This is a genomic window from Metabacillus endolithicus, assembly GCF_023078335.1.
In the GTDB taxonomy this organism is placed as follows: Bacteria; Bacillota; Bacilli; order Bacillales; family Bacillaceae; genus Metabacillus; species Metabacillus endolithicus.
This window is the reverse complement of record NZ_CP095550.1, coordinates 804,341-821,063: the sequence shown is the minus strand read 5'-3', so window position 1 is coordinate 821,063 and position 16,723 is coordinate 804,341. Positions and strand designations below refer to the sequence as shown.

The 16,723-nt window shown below is 36.6% G+C and carries 17 protein-coding genes and 1 pseudogene; 17 read left to right on the top strand and 1 reads right to left on the bottom strand.

What is annotated here, in order from left to right; all coding sequences use genetic code 11:
• Window positions 1-88 precede the first annotated feature (88 nt).
• The 16 genes and pseudogenes from deoB to lysA all read left to right on the top strand — a co-directional run bounded on the left by deoB (window position 89) and on the right by lysA (window position 15,096).
• On the top strand, window positions 89-1,273 hold the full coding sequence (gene deoB, locus MVE64_RS04555; RefSeq protein WP_247344171.1) for a phosphopentomutase: 1,185 nt from the start codon (window positions 89-91) through the stop codon (window positions 1,271-1,273).
• A gap of 11 nt (window positions 1,274-1,284) precedes the next feature.
• A complete protein-coding gene (locus tag MVE64_RS04550; protein WP_247344170.1) occupies window positions 1,285-2,106 on the top strand; it encodes a purine-nucleoside phosphorylase in 822 nt (273 codons plus the stop codon).
• 20 nt (window positions 2,107-2,126) lie between these two features.
• Window positions 2,127-3,428 (top strand): pyrimidine-nucleoside phosphorylase, encoded by a 1,302-nt coding sequence (locus MVE64_RS04545; RefSeq protein ID WP_247344167.1) that lies wholly within the window; start codon window positions 2,127-2,129, stop codon window positions 3,426-3,428.
• 1,274 nt (window positions 3,429-4,702) lie between these two features.
• The gene (locus MVE64_RS04540; RefSeq protein ID WP_247344164.1) at window positions 4,703-5,494 is read left to right on the top strand and encodes a nuclease-related domain-containing protein; all 792 of its coding nucleotides are present in this window, start codon (window positions 4,703-4,705) and stop codon (window positions 5,492-5,494) included.
• Between the two features lie 138 nt (window positions 5,495-5,632).
• Entirely contained in the window at window positions 5,633-6,796 is a 1,164-nt protein-coding gene (locus tag MVE64_RS04535) for a D-alanyl-D-alanine carboxypeptidase family protein (RefSeq protein ID WP_247344161.1), read from the top strand.
• A gap of 95 nt (window positions 6,797-6,891) precedes the next feature.
• Complete coding sequence (gene spoIIAA / locus MVE64_RS04530; protein ID WP_098797196.1) at window positions 6,892-7,245, top strand: anti-sigma F factor antagonist; 354 nt, start codon at window positions 6,892-6,894, stop codon at window positions 7,243-7,245.
• Complete coding sequence (gene spoIIAB / locus MVE64_RS04525) at window positions 7,242-7,682, top strand: anti-sigma F factor (RefSeq protein WP_247344158.1); 441 nt, start codon at window positions 7,242-7,244, stop codon at window positions 7,680-7,682. Before spoIIAA ends, spoIIAB begins: the two co-directional genes overlap by 4 nt.
• 13 nt (window positions 7,683-7,695) lie before the next feature.
• Entirely contained in the window at window positions 7,696-8,457 is a 762-nt protein-coding gene (sigF, locus tag MVE64_RS04520) for an RNA polymerase sporulation sigma factor SigF (protein ID WP_247344156.1), read from the top strand.
• Window positions 8,458-8,632: 175 nt separating this feature from the next.
• Window positions 8,633-9,258 (top strand): annotated as a pseudogene (locus tag MVE64_RS04515) (stage V sporulation protein AA).
• Complete coding sequence (locus MVE64_RS04510) at window positions 9,245-9,667, top strand: stage V sporulation protein AB (RefSeq protein WP_247344155.1); 423 nt, start codon at window positions 9,245-9,247, stop codon at window positions 9,665-9,667. The pseudogene MVE64_RS04515 and the gene MVE64_RS04510 overlap by 14 nt, the downstream one beginning before the upstream one ends.
• Before the next feature lie 14 nt (window positions 9,668-9,681).
• The gene (gene spoVAC, locus MVE64_RS04505; RefSeq protein WP_247344153.1) at window positions 9,682-10,131 is read left to right on the top strand and encodes a stage V sporulation protein AC; all 450 of its coding nucleotides are present in this window, start codon (window positions 9,682-9,684) and stop codon (window positions 10,129-10,131) included.
• Window positions 10,132-10,146: 15 nt separating this feature from the next.
• Complete coding sequence (gene spoVAD / locus MVE64_RS04500; protein ID WP_247344150.1) at window positions 10,147-11,169, top strand: stage V sporulation protein AD; 1,023 nt, start codon at window positions 10,147-10,149, stop codon at window positions 11,167-11,169.
• Window positions 11,169-11,519 carry a stage V sporulation protein AE gene (spoVAE, locus tag MVE64_RS04495; RefSeq protein WP_247344147.1) on the top strand — a complete coding sequence of 117 codons (351 nt, stop codon included), beginning with the start codon at window positions 11,169-11,171 and terminating at the stop codon, window positions 11,517-11,519. Before spoVAD ends, spoVAE begins: the two co-directional genes overlap by 1 nt.
• An 8-nt stretch (window positions 11,520-11,527) precedes the next feature.
• Window positions 11,528-12,106: a stage V sporulation protein SpoVABEA gene (spoVAEA, locus tag MVE64_RS04490; protein ID WP_247344144.1), complete on the top strand. Its 579-nt coding sequence runs from the start codon at window positions 11,528-11,530 to the stop codon at window positions 12,104-12,106.
• Window positions 12,090-13,568: a spore germination protein gene (locus MVE64_RS04485; RefSeq protein ID WP_247344142.1), complete on the top strand. Its 1,479-nt coding sequence runs from the start codon at window positions 12,090-12,092 to the stop codon at window positions 13,566-13,568. The genes spoVAEA and MVE64_RS04485 overlap by 17 nt, the downstream gene beginning before the upstream one ends.
• Window positions 13,569-13,773: 205 nt before the next feature.
• Window positions 13,774-15,096 (top strand): diaminopimelate decarboxylase, encoded by a 1,323-nt coding sequence (gene lysA / locus MVE64_RS04480; protein ID WP_247344140.1) that lies wholly within the window; start codon window positions 13,774-13,776, stop codon window positions 15,094-15,096.
• A gap of 49 nt (window positions 15,097-15,145) precedes the next feature.
• Here the strand turns inward: lysA and MVE64_RS04475 are convergent, their stop codons facing one another.
• Window positions 15,146-16,030, bottom strand: coding sequence for a DUF1002 domain-containing protein (locus tag MVE64_RS04475; protein WP_231307833.1), 885 nt, complete (start codon window positions 16,028-16,030; stop codon window positions 15,146-15,148).
• Window positions 16,031-16,231: 201 nt separating this feature from the next.
• Between MVE64_RS04475 and MVE64_RS04470 the strand changes: the two genes are divergently transcribed.
• Window positions 16,232-16,666 carry a peptidylprolyl isomerase gene (locus MVE64_RS04470; protein ID WP_247344138.1) on the top strand — a complete coding sequence of 145 codons (435 nt, stop codon included), beginning with the start codon at window positions 16,232-16,234 and terminating at the stop codon, window positions 16,664-16,666.
• The last annotated feature ends 57 nt before the right edge of the window (window positions 16,667-16,723 follow it).

Here is a 16,723-nt window from a genome sequence, read left to right as displayed (position 1 = left end):
GTTGTCAGACTTCTGACAAGTTGTTCCCGAGAATGGAATGTCATGATAAATGGAAAAGTAAAATAAGGTAATGTAAAGGAGGATATCAATGTCAAATTATACATATAAACGAGTATTTTTAATTGTCTTAGATTCGGTAGGGATTGGAGAAGCACCTGATGCAAAAGAATTTAATGACGTTGGTGCTGATACACTCGGACATATAGCTGAGCATATGGGTGGTCTAAAAATACCTAATACGGCAAAACTGGGATTAAGCAACATTCGAGAAATAAAGGGGATTCCAGTGCAACATCAACCACTAGCTTACTATACAAAAATGCAGGAAGCCTCAAATGGTAAAGATACGATGACTGGACATTGGGAAATTATGGGCCTCAAAATAGAACAACCATTCCAAGTGTTTCCGGATGGATTTCCAGATGATTTGATTCAAGAACTAGAAGAGAAAACAGGGCGTAAGATCATTGGAAACAAACCTGCCTCTGGAACTGAAATCCTAGATGAACTTGGAGAAGAACATATGAAAACGGGTTCATTAATTGTCTACACATCTGCTGACTCTGTATTACAGATTGCTGCACATGAAGAAGTTGTTCCGCTAGAGGAATTGTACAATATATGTGAGCTAGCACGTCAAATGACGATGAATGACAAATATATGGTTGGTCGAATTATCGCGCGTCCATTCCTCGGAAAGCCAGGTGAATTTGCACGAACGGCTAACCGTCATGATTATGCACTGAAACCTTTTGAGCGTACCGTTATGAATGAGCTTAAGGACAGTGGATATGATGTGATTTCTATAGGTAAAATCGCTGATATATATGACGGGGAAGGAATAACGCAATCTCTTCGAACAAAGTCAAATATGGATGGTATGGATAAATTAAAAGATACAATTAATATGAATTTTACAGGATTAAGCTTTTTAAACCTTGTTGATTTTGATGCCCTTTTCGGTCATAGACGCGATCCTGTAGGCTATGGTCAAGCACTTGAAGAATACGATAATAGACTTACAGAAGTACTAGAAAAATTAACAGAAAATGATTTATTGATTATAACTGCAGACCATGGGAATGATCCTATTCACCACGGAACCGATCATACAAGGGAATATGTTCCTTTATTAATATATAGCCCAAAAATGAAAGAAGGAAAAGAGCTTCCAGTAAGAGAAACATTTGCAGATGTAGGAGCAACAATTGCCGATAATTTTAATGTGAAAATGCCAGCTCATGGAAAAAGCTTTCTTTCAGAGTTGGAATAGGAGGGTATAAAATGAATAGTAAACTAATTAAAGAAGCAGCAAATTACTTAACATCAAAATATAGTGAGCAACCGACAATAGGACTAATCTTGGGATCAGGTTTAGGTGTATTAGCGGACGAAATAGAGAATCCTGTAAAAATACCATACAATGAAATCCCTAATTTTCCTGTTTCAACGGTTGAAGGACATGCTGGTCAACTTGTTTTTGGAAGTTTAAAAGGGAAAAATGTTGTTGCTATGCAAGGGCGTTTTCATTTCTATGAAGGATACAGCCTGGATAAAGTAACAGCTCCTGTAAGAGTTATGAAGGAATTAGGAGTTCAGACATTAATTGTGACAAATGCAGCTGGCGGAGTGAATGAAAACTTCCAAGCCGGAGATCTTATGTTGATTAGCGATCATATTAATAACATGGGGACAAACCCGTTAATTGGACCAAATGATTCTGATATGGGGCCTCGTTTCCCTGACATGTCTGAAAGCTATGATAAACAACTTAGAGAGTTAGCAAGAGGAATTGCTAATGAATTACATATTAAGCTTCAAGAAGGGGTATACGTTGGAAACACTGGCCCATCATATGAAACTCCTGCAGAAGTTCGTGCCCTTCGTATACTTGGTGGAGACGCAGTCGGGATGTCTACAGTTCCAGAAGTAATCGTTGCCAGACATACTGGATTAAAAGTATTAGGGATCTCTTGTATTTCAAATATGGCAGCTGGTATTTTAGATCAGCCATTATCACATGATGAAGTAATAGAAACAACTGAAAAAGTAAGAGCAAACTTTTTAAACCTTGTAAAAAGCATTGTAGAAAAAATAAATTTCTAATGAAAAAAGGTGAGAGACTTATGAGAATGGTTGACTTGATTGAAAAAAAACGTGATGGAAAAGAATTAACAAAAGAAGAAATTCAACACATTATCAAAGGCTATACAACAGGTGACATCCCTGATTATCAAATGAGTGCTTTTACAATGGCTATTTATTTTCAAGGAATGACAGATAATGAACGTGCTGAACTTACAATGGCAATGGTCCAATCGGGTGACACCATTGATTTAAGTGAAATTCAAGGAATAAAAGTTGATAAACACAGTACCGGTGGTGTTGGTGATACAACAACACTTGTATTGGGTCCATTAGTGGCAGCGGTTGGCGTTCCAGTGGCAAAAATGTCCGGAAGAGGACTAGGTCATACTGGTGGAACAATTGACAAGCTTGAATCTGTTCCTGGCTTTCATGTGGAAATTGAGAACAAACAATTTATTGAATTGGTAAATCAAAACAAAATAGCAGTAATTGGACAAAGTGGAAACCTAACCCCTGCAGACAAAAGCTTATATGCATTACGAGATGTAACGGCAACAGTAAATAGTATTCCACTTATCGCAAGCTCCATCATGAGTAAAAAAATTGCAGCAGGTGCAGATGCAATAGTATTAGATGTAAAAACAGGTGCCGGTGCTTTTATGAAAGATTTAGATGAATCTAAAGACTTAGCAAAAGCTATGGTTGATATCGGGAACCTCGTTGGTCGTAAAACAATGGCAGTTATTTCAGATATGAGTCAACCACTAGGATATGCAATTGGAAATGCACTAGAAGTCAAAGAGGCGATTGATACTTTAAGTGGTAAAGGACCGAAAGATTTAGAAGAACTTTGCTTAACTTTAGGAAGTTATATGGTTTATTTAGCTGAAAAAGCCAACTCTCTTGAAGAAGCCCGAAAGATGTTAGTTGAAGTCATGGAAAACGGTAAAGCTTTAACAACATTAAAAACATTTTTAGAGGCACAAGGTGGAGATGGATCAGTTGTAGATCAACCTGAAAAGTTGCCGCAAGCAGCATATCAATTTGAACTAGAAGCAAAATCTGATGGTTATGTTTCTGAAATAATTGCTGACTCAGTTGGTACAGCTGCAATGCTATTAGGTGCAGGAAGAGCAACAAAAGAATCAGAAATCGATCTTGCTGTTGGTCTTGTGCTAAATAAGAAAATTGGCGATAGTGTAAAACAGGGAGAATCACTAGTTACGATTCATAGTAATGAAGAAAATGTAGAAGATGTAAGAAAGACTCTTTATGAAAGCATCACTGTTAGTAACGAAGAGGTAAAAGCACCAGAATTGATTTATGCTACAGTTGAATAGATCTTTGATAATAAATACCACAGCTTATTGCTGTGGTATTTTTGTATTTGGGTCGGTAGTAAGTTAGGCGTGATTATAAAGAAAGGTAATACTTAGTTGGTGGGCGACGCGACAGAAGGAGAAAATGACCTGACTCAAGGGAAAAACGACGCGATAAAACGGCAGAATGACGTGACCAATCAGGAAAATGACCTGACCAAGAGGAAACGACGCGACAGAAGGAGAAAATGACCTGACTCAAGGGAAAAACGACGTGATAAAACGGCAAAACGACGTGACCAATCAGGAAAATGACCTGACCAAGAGGAAACGACGCGACAGAAGGAGAAAATGACCTGACTCAAGGGAAAAACGACGTGATAAAACGGCAGAATGACGTGACCAATCAGGAGAATGACCTGACAAAGAGGAAACGACGCGATAGAAGGAGAGAGTGACCTGACTCAAGGGAAAAACGACGTGATAAAACGGCAGAATGACGTGACCAAATAGGAGAATGACCTGACCAAGAGGAAACGACGCGACAGAAGGAGAAAATGACCTGACTCAAGGGAAAAACGACGTGATAAAACGGCAGAATGACGCGACCAATCAGGAAAAAGACCTGACCAAGAGGAAACGACGCGATAGAAGGAGAAAGTGACCTGACTCAAGGGAAAGACGACGTGATAAAACGGCAGAATGACGTGACCAATCAGGAAAATGACCTGACTAAGAGGAAACGACGCGACAGAAGGAGAAAGTGACCTGACTCAAGGGAAAAACGACGTGATCAATCGGCAAAACGACGTGACCAATCAGGAAAATGACCTGACCAAGAGGAAACGACGCGACAGAAGGAGAAAATGACCTAACTCAAGGGAAAAACGACGTGATCAATCGGCAAAACGACTTGACCAAATAGGAAAATGACCGAACCATGAAAAATAGACTGACTAGAGTAAGAAAACCACAACATACAAATATAAAAGTCCATCTACCTTTATTTTAAAAAACATTTCCTACATCGAAAATATCATTACTGAAAGTTAATAGTACAATTTATAAAAATAATGTATTACCATTTTCTTGCTAAAAAGCGATTTTAACAATATTAGAGGTATTATGACTATAGTCATTGAATTACTTTATAAAAGATAAGGGAGTGATTTAAAAGTGGTCATGGTTAAAGAAAAACAACTAACGGATAGAATTCTAGCGTTAAATGCATTATTAGGAGAATCCCGAGTGACCATCCAAAAAGAGTACTAGTTGAAAATGAGTATTCTAAAAGGATGGCTGGATACAAAGGAGAAAAATCACTAGATTATTACTTAAGCTTTTTAGGGGAAGGTTACTATATTTTCAATGATATTAGATTAAAAGGTGAAACTTACTATTTCCAAATCGATGTACTAATTATAACTCCCCGTTTCATGCTTATTATTGAATCAAAAAATATTTCAGGTACACTTACTTTTGACCAAAAGCATAATCAACTTATTAGAGAGGTGAATGGTAAAGTAGAAGGGTTTCAGGATCCTATCAGTCAGGTAAAACATCAAGAATATCAGCTGAAGAATTGGTTGAATTCGAAAAAGCTACCTGATTTTGCAATCGAGACATGTGTTGTGATAACGAATTCGAATACGATTATAAAAATAATAGGTGAAGAAAGAAGGAACACACCATCTATTATTAAAAGTTCAAATATATTATTTGAAATTGAAAGGTTAAATGAGATACACAATCATAGAAAAAAGCAAAATAAGAAACAGATGAGTCAGCTATCAGATTTCATCCTGAACCTACATACACCACCAGTTTTAAATATTCTTAACGAATTTAATATCAACGTAAACGATATTTTATCAGGGGTATTTTGTGAAGGGTGCAAAACTTTATCTATGAAAAGAGCAGGTGGGAAATGGAAATGTAAAAGCTGTGCAAAAACTTCTAAAACTGCCCATACTCAAACAATAAACGATTATTATCTTCTTTATGTACTTACATTACAAACAAGCAATTTAGAAACTTCGCCAATCTCTCATCAAGTACGACCTCCTACAAACTTCTATCATCATTAACCTTCGAAACATCTGGTACTACATGTAACAGAAAGTATCATATCACTCTATACCCTAAATAAAAAAACCTCCCAATCCTAGTATAAATTTCCTCCTGCTGGAAAAAATGGAAAGTATAAAGAATGGAGGGCTTATGAAATGAAACGGATAATTTCGTGTTTGACACTTATAACAATGCTTCTTTCTGTAACACCAATGGCACTTGCCAATGAATCTACGACTGCTGAATTAGCAGATAAAGCAAAATCAGCTGTTTTAATCGAACGAGATACAGGAACAATCCTTTACGATAAAAACAGTGATGAAAAATTGCCCCCTGCAAGTATGACTAAGATTATGACCATGCTTCTAATTATGGAGTCACTGGATAAGGATCAAATCACCTGGGATGAAAAAGTTCGCACAAGTGAATATGCTGCTTCAATGGGGGGTTCGCAAATTTTCCTTGAGCCAGGAGAGGAAATGACTGTTGAACAAATGTTAAAAGGAATTGCTATTGGATCTGGTAATGATGCATCAGTTGCGATGGCTGAGAAAATCGCAGGTTCAGTAGATGAATTTGTTAATATGATGAACAAAAAGGTTGAAGAGCTAGGACTGAAAAATACACACTTCAAAAATCCAACAGGTTTACCAGAAGCAGATCATTATAGTTCTGCTCATGATATGGCCTTAATGGCAAAGGAACTATTAAAATACGAAGAGATTACAAATTTCACAGGTAAGTATGAGGATTATTTACGTGAAGGAACTGATAAAAAGTTTTGGCTTGTTAATACCAATCGACTTGTTAAGTTTTATCCGGGAGTCGATGGGGTAAAAACTGGATTTACAAATGAAGCGAAATATTGCTTAACAGCAACAGCTAAAAAAGATAATATGCGTGTCATTGCGGTGGTATTTGGAGCAGATACACCGAAAGATCGAAATGCACAAGTTATGAAGATGTTAGATTATGCATTTAGTCAGTATCAAACACATCCTTTGTTTGAGAAGGATCATGTACTAACAAAAACGAAAGTCAGTAAAGGTAGCGAAAAAGAAGTAAATGTCATGACATCAGAACCTATTTCAGTTCTAACCAAAAAGGGTGAAAAGGTAGATGATGTAGAACAAGAAATAGTGATGAAAAAAGACATTAAAGCTCCGGTAAAAAAAGGCGACGAGCTTGGGGCTCTTCAGCTATTGAAAGATGGTAAAGTTATAGCTGAAAGTGAACTAATAGCGGAGAAAGATATTGATGAGGCCGGCTGGTGGACATTATTTAAGCGAGTAATGGGTAATTTTACAAAGTCTAGCTAATGTTGACGAAATATAACTAGTTTTGTCATCAGGCAGGAAATTAAAAGTTCAATCAAGAATTGACTCTTATCCAGAAATTAAGGAGGGGTAAAACCTTGAGTCTAGCGATTGAACTTGATGTAAAAGAAGCAGTACTTTGTATACGACTCTCAGGTGAGCTTGATCATCATGCGGCAGAAGAATTACGTACGAAGGTGACGGAAACTCTTGCAGCAAATCAGATCCAGCATATTGTATTAAATTTAGAGAATTTATCATTTATGGATAGCTCAGGTTTGGGCGTAATTCTTGGTAGATACAAACAAATTAAGGCTTCAGGTGGAGAGATGGTTGTTTGTGCAATTTCACCTGCAGTCAAACGATTATTTGATATGTCTGGTTTATTTAAGATTATTCGATTAGAAGAAGACGAGCATAAAGCGTTACAAACGTTGGGGGTGGCATCATGAGAAATGAAATGAACCTTCAATTTTCAGCGCTTAGTCAGAATGAATCATTTGCAAGGGTAACGGTTGCGTCTTTTATAGCTCAACTGGATCCAACAATGGATGAGTTAACTGAGATTAAGACAGTTGTCTCAGAGGCTGTTACTAATGCCATCATTCATGGATACGATAATGATCCAAGTGGGATTGTTTACATTTCTGTTACGTTAGAAGATGGGATTGTTCAATTAACGATCCGTGATGAAGGAATAGGTATTACTGATATTGAAGAGGCAAGACAACCTCTTTATACAACGAAGCCTGAACTTGAAAGATCAGGAATGGGCTTTACCATTATGGAAAACTTTATGGATGAAATTACAGTCGAGTCATTAGAAACAAGAGGAACTACTGTTAGATTGACAAAACACTTATCGAAAAGTAAAGCTTTATGCAATTAAAGGGAGACTTGCTATGGATGTGGAGGTCAAGAACGATCAATCAAATACACAGTTAAAAGACCATGAAGTGAAGGAATTAATTCGTCGTAGTCAAGAAGGGGATCAAGAGGCACGTGATTTAATTATTCAAAAAAACATGCGTCTAGTTTGGTCTGTAGTTCAACGATTTTTGAATCGTGGGTATGAACCTGATGACTTGTTCCAAATTGGAAGTATTGGTTTATTAAAATCTGTTGATAAATTTGATTTATCATATGATGTAAGATTTTCTACCTATGCTGTGCCAATGATTATTGGGGAAATTCAACGATTTATCCGCGATGATGGAACGGTTAAAGTAAGCCGTTCATTAAAGGAATTAGGAAATAAAATACGACGAGCAAGAGATGAATTGTCAAAAACGTTAGGGAAGGTACCGACAGTTGCAGAAATTGCAAACCACTTGGATATATCACCTGAGGAAGTTGTACTAGCTCAGGAAGCGGTAAGGGCACCTTCTTCCATACATGAAACAGTTTACGAAAATGACGGAGATCCTATTACTTTGTTAGATCAGATTGCTGATAATACAGAAACAAAATGGTTTGATAAATTGGTTTTAAAGGATGCAATACGAGACTTAGATGAACGAGAGAGGCTTATCGTCTTTTTACGTTATTATAAGGATCAAACCCAATCCGAGGTGGCTGATCGACTAGGGATTTCCCAAGTTCAAGTATCAAGGTTGGAAAAGAAGATATTGCAGCAAATGAAAGATAAAATGAATCAAGTTTAAAAAAGAGGAAGACATTGATTAAACAATGTTTTCCTCTTTTTTATTTGAATTTTCACAGATGGTAATTGTTGGACTTATAGACAGATCTGCATGATTAAAATAAGGCAATGCATACTACATATAACAATCATTAAATGTAAATGAACTAAAAACAATCATTAGGAAGTGACTCTTGATGGAAAAGACGGTATACATTAGACTTCGTCACCGCATTCAAGTACATCCTAACGATGTCATCACAATTGATAAAATTGCACTAGTTGTCGGCGATAAGGAGTTGACCCAAAAATTAAATAAAATTGTTATTCACAAAATTCAGCTTAGCGATAAAAATATGGTGGTTATTGATGTTATGCATGTTTTAAGGGAAATACATAAATATGACCGCCAAATAGACGTACAGGCAATCGGAGCTACTCAAACGATAGTGGAAATTATGTACCAAAAAAAGAAGCTTTCTCCGCTTTTATTTTGTCTAGTCTGGCTTCTGCTTTTTATTGGAGCAGGTCTTGCGATTATGAACTTTCATGAAGATGTAAGCATGCAAGCTGTTCATCAGCGGATTTATAAAATTGTCACTGGAAAAGAAAATGCACAACCATTAATTTTACAAATTCCTTATTCGCTTGGTTTAGGTTTAGGAATGGTTTTGTTTTTTAATCATTTGTTTAAGAAAAGGATTAATGAAGAACCAAGCCCTTAGAAGTAGAGATCTTTAATTATCAACTGGACCTGGATCAATATGTTGCCATGAATGAAAATAAAGAGAATATAAACGGAAAAAATGATGATTCTAAATAATATTATTTTGATCATTATTGGTTTATCTGGCGGTCTTGTTGTAGGTTCGGGGTATGTTGCATTCTTAGCAGTGCTTGGAATCATCCCAAGATTAACACAGTTAACAAAGACATACCAGTACATTCACGTCTATGAAGGGGCAATTATTTTAGGAACTGTTATAACGGGATGGATGAGTTTAAGGGATACTACCCTGTTTCAATCTGAGCTATGGTTGATTCCAATTGGACTTTTATGCGGGGTATTTATTGGAATGTTAGCAGCAGCTTTGACTGAAGTATTAAATGTTTTTCCTATCCTAGCAAAAAGAATTGGTTTTGGGGAAAAGATTGTCATCTTATTAATGGCAATTGTATTTGGCAAAATTGCTGGATCACTGTTTCATTGGATTTATTTTGTGAATCATTAAGGAGGGTATTGACGATGGCAAAGATGAAAGAAGATTATAAAAATCAAATTAAAAATTATCAACCTAAACCACCATATCTTCTAAATTGCTTAAAAGCATTCCTAGTTGGTGGCTTTATTTGTCTATGTGGACAAGGTATTCAAAATTTCTATATGAATGTATTTGATTTCTCTCAGAAAGATGCTGGAAATCCCACAGCGGGAACACTGATTTTAATTTCCGCTTTGTTAACGGGATTTGGTATTTATGACAAGCTAGGACAATTTGCAGGAGCCGGCTCGGCAGTTCCTATAACGGGTTTTGCTAATTCCATGACAAGTGCAGCCATTGAGCATAGAAGTGAAGGGATTGTTCTAGGGGTAGCAACAAACATGTTTAAACTTGCAGGGAGCGTTATTGTATTCGGTGTTGTAGCAGCTTACGTTGTTGGAATCATTCGCTATTTTTACGGTTTATCTTTCTAAGGTGAGGTGGATATTTTGAAACTAACTGGAAAACAAACATGGCAATTTGAAAATCCATTATTTGTTCACTCAAGTGGAACTGCTGTTGGTCCAAAGGAAGCGGAAGGACCTCTAGGAAAAGGTTTCGATATCAAACATAAAGAGCTTCACTGTGGTGAAGATAATTGGGAATTAGCAGAAAGAAGATTAATGGAGCAAGCAATTGAACAATGTCTGAAAAAAGGAAACAAAACGACAGATGATGTTGATTTGTTTTTAGCTGGAGATTTACTCAATCAAAATGTAACTTCAAATTATGTTGCAAGACATTTGAGCCTTCCATTTTTATGTATGTTTGGAGCATGTTCAACGTCAATGGAGACCGTTGCGTTAGGTTCTGCTTTGGTTGACGGAGGTTTTGCAAGTAATGTTATTGCTGCAACAAGTAGTCATAATGCAACCGCTGAAAGACAGTTTCGTTATCCAACTGAGTATGGAGGACAAAAACCAGATACAGCTACCTTTACAGTAACCGGATCAGGGGCTGTTTTAATAAGTAAAGAAGTTAGTAATATAAAAATTACTGCAGCAACGATAGGGAAGGTTGCTGATCTTGGAATTAAAGATCCTTTTGATATGGGCTCAGCAATGGCACCGGCGGCTGCAGATACAATTGCTCAGCATTTAAAAGATTTAAACCGTACACCTGATGATTATGATTTATTTCTTACAGGCGATTTATCTGGTGTAGGTAGTCCTATTGTTAAAGAGCTTCTAAAAGAAGAAGGATATGATGTTCATAATAAACACAATGATTGCGGATTAATGGTATACCGACCTGATCAGAAAGTATTTGCTGGTGGAAGTGGTTGTGGTTGCTCAGCTGTAGTCACATACAGTCACATCTTTGAAGAACTTAAAAAAGGAAATTTAAATCGTGTATTTGTTGTAGCAACTGGTGCATTATTAAGCCCAACGATGATTCAACAAAAAGAATCAATCCCAACCATAGCACATGGAGTTGTATTCGAAAGAGCCGATAAAGGAGTGAGCAACTAATGGAGTATGTATGGGCATTTGTTGTAGGTGGTGCCATTTGTGTAGTTGGACAACTTCTATTAGATTTTGTAAAGCTTACTCCAGCTCATGTAATGAGTACATTTGTTGTAACAGGTGCAATTCTAGATGGATTTGGGGTTTATGACAAGTTCATTGAATTTGCCGGGGCAGGTGCAACTGTACCGATTACAAGCTTTGGGCATTCATTGCTTCATGGAGCTATGGAACAAGCAAAAGAACATGGTTTTATTGGAATAGGAATCGGAATTTTTGAGTTAACATCTGCAGGTATATCAGCAGCAATTTTATTCGCATTTATTATGGCACTTATCTTTAAACCGAAAGGATAGGGTAAACATTGACAAATAAACGAAGGGTCATTCTTGTTACAGATGGAGATGAGTATGCTGCACGAACAATTGAATATGTAGCATCTGAAATAGGTGGAAGAACAATTTCGCAAACACAGGGTAATCCAACGACCTTAAGTGGGTCACAAATTGTTCAGTTTATTCTCCAAGCTAATAATGACCCTGTTTTTGTCATGTTTGATGACTGTGGTTTATTAGGAGAAGGAGCTGGAGAGGTAGCTTTAAAATATGTAGCTGAACATCCTAACATAGAAGTGCTTGGTATTATTGCTGTTGCATCAAAAACACACCAGACGGAATGGACAAGGGTTGACGTAAGTATTGACCGTTTTGGTGAATTAACAGAGTATGGTGTTGACAAAAGTGGACTAAAAGATCTTGAACTTGGAAGAATAAGCGGGGACACCGTGTATTGTTTAGATCAGTTAAATGTTCCAATTATTGTTGGGATTGGCGACATAGGAAAAATGGCACGGAAGGATAGTGTGAAAAACGGATGCCCAATAACTTTAAAGGCAGTGGAAATAATATTAGAAAGGAGCGGATATCGTGGCAACGGACACTAAAGAAACAAAATATCCGATATCTGGTAACCTTGCTGAGAATGAAAAGTTCTTTATTGAACATGCCGGTTTAAATACGACATTTGATATTGGAATTCGAAAGCTCCAAATACTAGATTTTCAAGTAAATATGTATTTTTTAAATGGTCTTTGTGATACAAAATACATTACAGAAATTTTAAAAAAGATAACATCAATTAGTGATGATGAAGTAGATCATATAAAGTTTAAGGAAATCTTAGAAAATCGAATTGTAAACCAATCAGTTTCTAAGGTTAAATCATTAGATGATGCAGTTGACCAACTTTTATCCGGTCTTATTTTATTTTTTATCGAAGGCATTGACTATGCTCTTGCCGCAGATGTAAGAAGCTATCCAGGTAGACAGCCTCAGGAGCCTGATACTGAGAAAATTGTTCGTGGTGCAAGAGATGGATTTGTAGAAAACATCATTGTTAACACGGGTTTAATTCGAAGAAGGATAAGGGATGAGCGCCTTCGCTATGAAATTATGCAGATTGGGGAACGATCAAAGACAGATGTTTGTGTTGCATATGTCAAGGACGTTGCCGATCCTAGATTAGTCAAGACTATTAAACAGGAACTAGAGGCAATTGAAATTGACGGTATTACGATGGCGGACAAAACGGTAGAAGAATTTTTGGTACACCAAGGGTTTAATCCTTATCCGTTAGTAAGATATACGGAAAGAGCGGATGTTGCTGCAAATCATTTGCTGGAAGGGCATGTATTAATTCTTGTTGATACCTCACCAAGTGTTATAATTACTCCTACTACAATGTTTCATCATGTGCAGCATGCAGAGGAGTATCGTCAAGCACCAGCTGTTGGTACTTTTCTTAGATGGGTTCGATTTTTAGGAATTGTCGCGTCCATCTTCTTACTGCCACTATGGTTTCTATTTGTACAGGAACCTTCTTTATTACCAAAGGAAATTGCTTTTATAGGTCCCAATGAACAAAAAAATATACCAATTGTTGTTCAAATTTTCCTTGCTGATTTTGGTATAGAGTTTCTCAGAATGGCAGCTATACACACACCAACATCTCTCTCTACAGCTATGGGCTTAATAGCAGCCGCATTAATTGGACAAATTGCGATAGATGTAGGCTTATTCGTTCCTGAGGTTATTCTGTATGTTGCGGTCGCAGCAATTGGATCCTTTGCAACACCAAGTTATGAGCTTAGTTTAGCAAATAAGATAGCGAGGTTAGTTCTATTAATTGCTGTTGCAGCCTTTCAGTTAGAGGGGTTTGTAATTGGATGTACATTGTTTGTACTTCTTCTAGCAAGTATCCGTTCATTAAACACACCTTACTTATGGCCATTTCTACCATTTAATGCAAAAGCCTTGTGGCAAATCATTATTAGGACATCTGTACCAGGTGCGAAGCTAAGACCAAGCATTGTGCACCCTCAAAATGTAAAAAAACAGCCGAAATAGGGTAAAGTGACATTGAAAGAACCCCTCTTTTATGATATTGTATGTTTAATTTCATGCAGGAAATTTTATAACAGACAGTTAATGACCAGCTGGTGTTAACTGTCTTTTTTTCCTTGTAAATACCTAACAAAGGCCTATTATATATTTACTAATTAATAGTCTATAAGATAAAAAAGAGCCTAGCTGTAGAAAGAGGGGATACAATTTGTTCTTACATGGAACTAGTAAGATAAATGATAAGGGACATTTAGAAATAGGCGGAGTAGATACGATTCAGTTAGCTAATGAATATGGTACACCTTTGTACGTGTATGATGTTGCATTAATTAGAGAACGTGCTAGAAGTTTTAAAGAATCTTTTGAAAAAATGGGTGTAAAGGCTCAAGTTGCATATGCGAGTAAAGCTTTTTCATCAGTTGCAATGTTTCAGTTAATTGAAGAAGAAGGTTTGTCGCTAGATGTTGTGTCTGGTGGAGAGTTATATACTGCAATTGCATCAGGTTTTCCTGCCTCTAGAATTCATCTTCATGGAAACAATAAAAGTCGTGCAGAACTCAAAATGGCACTGGATCATGGAGTCGGTTGTATTGTAGTTGATAATTTCTATGAAATTGAGTTAATTGAAGAAATATCAAAGGATACAGCAGGTAGTAAAGTACCTGTATTATTACGTGTTACACCTGGTGTAGAGGCGCATACACATGACTATATTACAACTGGTCAAGAGGATTCAAAGTTTGGCTTTGGTTTGTTAAATGGTCAAGTGGAGCAAGCAATTGATTCTGTACTAAAATCTAAATCTATTCATTTATTAGGTATTCATTGTCATATCGGATCCCAAATTTTTGATACAGCTGGCTTTGTTTTGGCAGCAGAACGTGTTTTTGAGAAAATCAAAGAATGGAAAGAAAGATTTTCATTTACCCCTGAAGTAGTAAATTTAGGTGGTGGATTTGGTATTCGTTATACAGAAGAAGATGAGCCACTACCAGCAACTTTCTATGTTGAAAAGATTGTAGACGCTGTGAAAACCCAAGTAAGTGAGATGGGCATTAGTATGCCGGAAATTTGGATTGAGCCAGGCCGATCACTTGTAGGAGATGCAGGTACAACTTTATATACAATCGGATCTCAAAAAACAGTTCCTAACATTAGACAATATGTGGCTATTGATGGTGGTATGAGTGATAACATTCGACCGGCATTATATCAAGCAAAATATGAGGCCGTATTAGCAAATCGTGTGACAGAAAAACATGATAAGCCTGTGTCAATTGCGGGAAAATGCTGTGAAAGCGGAGATATGTTAATTTGGGATTTACCTTTACCAGAGGTGAAACCGGATGATATTTTAGCCGTATTCTGTACGGGTGCTTATGGATACTCAATGGCAAACAATTACAATAGAATTCCTCGTCCTGCCGTAGTTTTTGTAGAAAATGGTGAATCTCAGCTAGTTGTTAAAAGAGAAAGCTTTGAGGATCTTATTGTAAATGACTTACCATTAAAGTCTAAAGTAACAAAATAAGGATTAAAAAAGAGCAGCCAGAGTAGCTGCTCTTTTTAATGTATTAATATTAAGTAGTTTGTTCGTCGTTCGTAAAAATGGAAATAATCGCATTCCATAGAGCAACGAAAAAGTCCTCTAGTTGTTTTAAAAAGGTTTGACCTTCCTCAGAGTTAAGAAAATTAGAAATTTTATCTTTTGCTTGATCAAGTTGCTGACCTACTTGATTCCAATCAATATTTAGGTCCTTCATTTTATTGAAAAGCTCAATTAAACTATTAATATCTGCTTCAGATAGAGTGATTCCAAGTTCGTTTGCAGCATTTTCAATGAGAGTACGTAGCTCTGCATCTGTTTCAGGAACACCATTTTTAGCAATTTCATCTTTGATTTTTGCCATTAAAGCGGATGCATTTTCTGCTCCAACCTCATCTCCAAGCTTAGCAGTTGTGACAAGCTCTTCATTGGCAACTTGTTTTACATCTTCTGGAATAGCTTCTTCGGATGAGATTTCGTAAGCCTTGATTAAACCAGTTAAAGCTGCAGTACCAGATACTTCAAATGGAGCCGTTACATAGATAGAAGCATCTTTTACTCCTGCTGTCATTAATGCATTTAAATACATTTCGTCTGTAACCCAATTAATGTTTTTTGTTTTTACCTCAAGACCTGAACCTGCTTCTTCAATCACGATACTGGTAGAAGAGATCGCCTTTGTTCCAATAGTTGCTTTTGGAATATAATCACCTAAATATTTGTGTTCTTCCTCATTTGAAACAGTAATAACCTGATCCTCTTTAGTTGCATTCATTTCATTCAATATTGTTTGTTTTTGTTGTTCAGTTAAATTCTCTCCAAGAGTAATAATCATATCACCAACGACAGCATCTGCGTAACTTAGTGATGGAAAAGCAATCATTAGAAAAGCAACGAAACTTAAAACATATTTTTTCAAAGTTAATGCCTCCTTACAAATTTAGGACAAAACAACTCTACTTCATCTATTATAGATCTTTTTTATATTTGTCAATACGTTAAAGGTGAAGTTTTTATAAGAATTTAAGTGATCTATTTGGCGTTCCTCCTTTGATTATAGTAGAATAGGTAGGTGTTCATGTCTATTAGACGGATTATACTTAATGGAGGTTTCATACATATGAAAAAAGCACAAATTACAATGGAAAATGGCGATGTACTAGGATTAGAATTATATCCAAATGAAGCGCCAGGAACAGTTGCTAATTTTGAAAAATTAGCGAACGAAGGATTTTATAACGGATTAACATTTCACCGTGTTATTCCAGGTTTCGTAGCACAAGGTGGTTGTCCAAGTGGAACTGGTACTGGTGGACCAGGTTACACAATTAAATGTGAAACACAAGGAAATCCTCATAAGCATGAAGCAGGATCATTGTCTATGGCACATGCAGGAAAAGATACTGGCGGGAGCCAATTCTTCATCGTTCACGAGCCACAACCACATTTAAACGGTGTTCATACAGTGTTTGGTAAAGTAACAGACAATTTAGAAGCTGTTTACAAGATTAAGCCAAATGATGCTATGAAAGAAGTAAAAGTATACGAAGAATAAGATTGAAAAAGACTGTGTATTAATTAGCACAGTCTTTTTATATGGCTGCTTTTGTAT

What these genes read in the sequence shown, in the direction of transcription:
- MVE64_RS04510 (WP_247344155.1), top strand. Translation starts at nt 9,245, where the DNA reads ATGATTCTAAATAATATTATTTTGATCATTATTGGTTTATCTGGCGGT.
- spoIIAB (WP_247344158.1), top strand. Translation starts at nt 7,242, where the DNA reads ATGAGAAATGAAATGAACCTTCAATTTTCAGCGCTTAGTCAGAATGAA.
- deoB (WP_247344171.1), top strand. Translation starts at nt 89, where the DNA reads ATGTCAAATTATACATATAAACGAGTATTTTTAATTGTCTTAGATTCG.
- MVE64_RS04470 (WP_247344138.1), top strand. Translation starts at nt 16,232, where the DNA reads ATGAAAAAAGCACAAATTACAATGGAAAATGGCGATGTACTAGGATTA.
- spoVAE (WP_247344147.1), top strand. Translation starts at nt 11,169, where the DNA reads ATGGAGTATGTATGGGCATTTGTTGTAGGTGGTGCCATTTGTGTAGTT.
- sigF (WP_247344156.1), top strand. Translation starts at nt 7,696, where the DNA reads ATGGATGTGGAGGTCAAGAACGATCAATCAAATACACAGTTAAAAGAC.
- MVE64_RS04540 (WP_247344164.1), top strand. Translation starts at nt 4,703, where the DNA reads ATGGCTGGATACAAAGGAGAAAAATCACTAGATTATTACTTAAGCTTT.
- MVE64_RS04535 (WP_247344161.1), top strand. Translation starts at nt 5,633, where the DNA reads ATGAAACGGATAATTTCGTGTTTGACACTTATAACAATGCTTCTTTCT.
- MVE64_RS04545 (WP_247344167.1), top strand. Translation starts at nt 2,127, where the DNA reads ATGAGAATGGTTGACTTGATTGAAAAAAAACGTGATGGAAAAGAATTA.
- MVE64_RS04550 (WP_247344170.1), top strand. Translation starts at nt 1,285, where the DNA reads ATGAATAGTAAACTAATTAAAGAAGCAGCAAATTACTTAACATCAAAA.
- spoVAC (WP_247344153.1), top strand. Translation starts at nt 9,682, where the DNA reads ATGGCAAAGATGAAAGAAGATTATAAAAATCAAATTAAAAATTATCAA.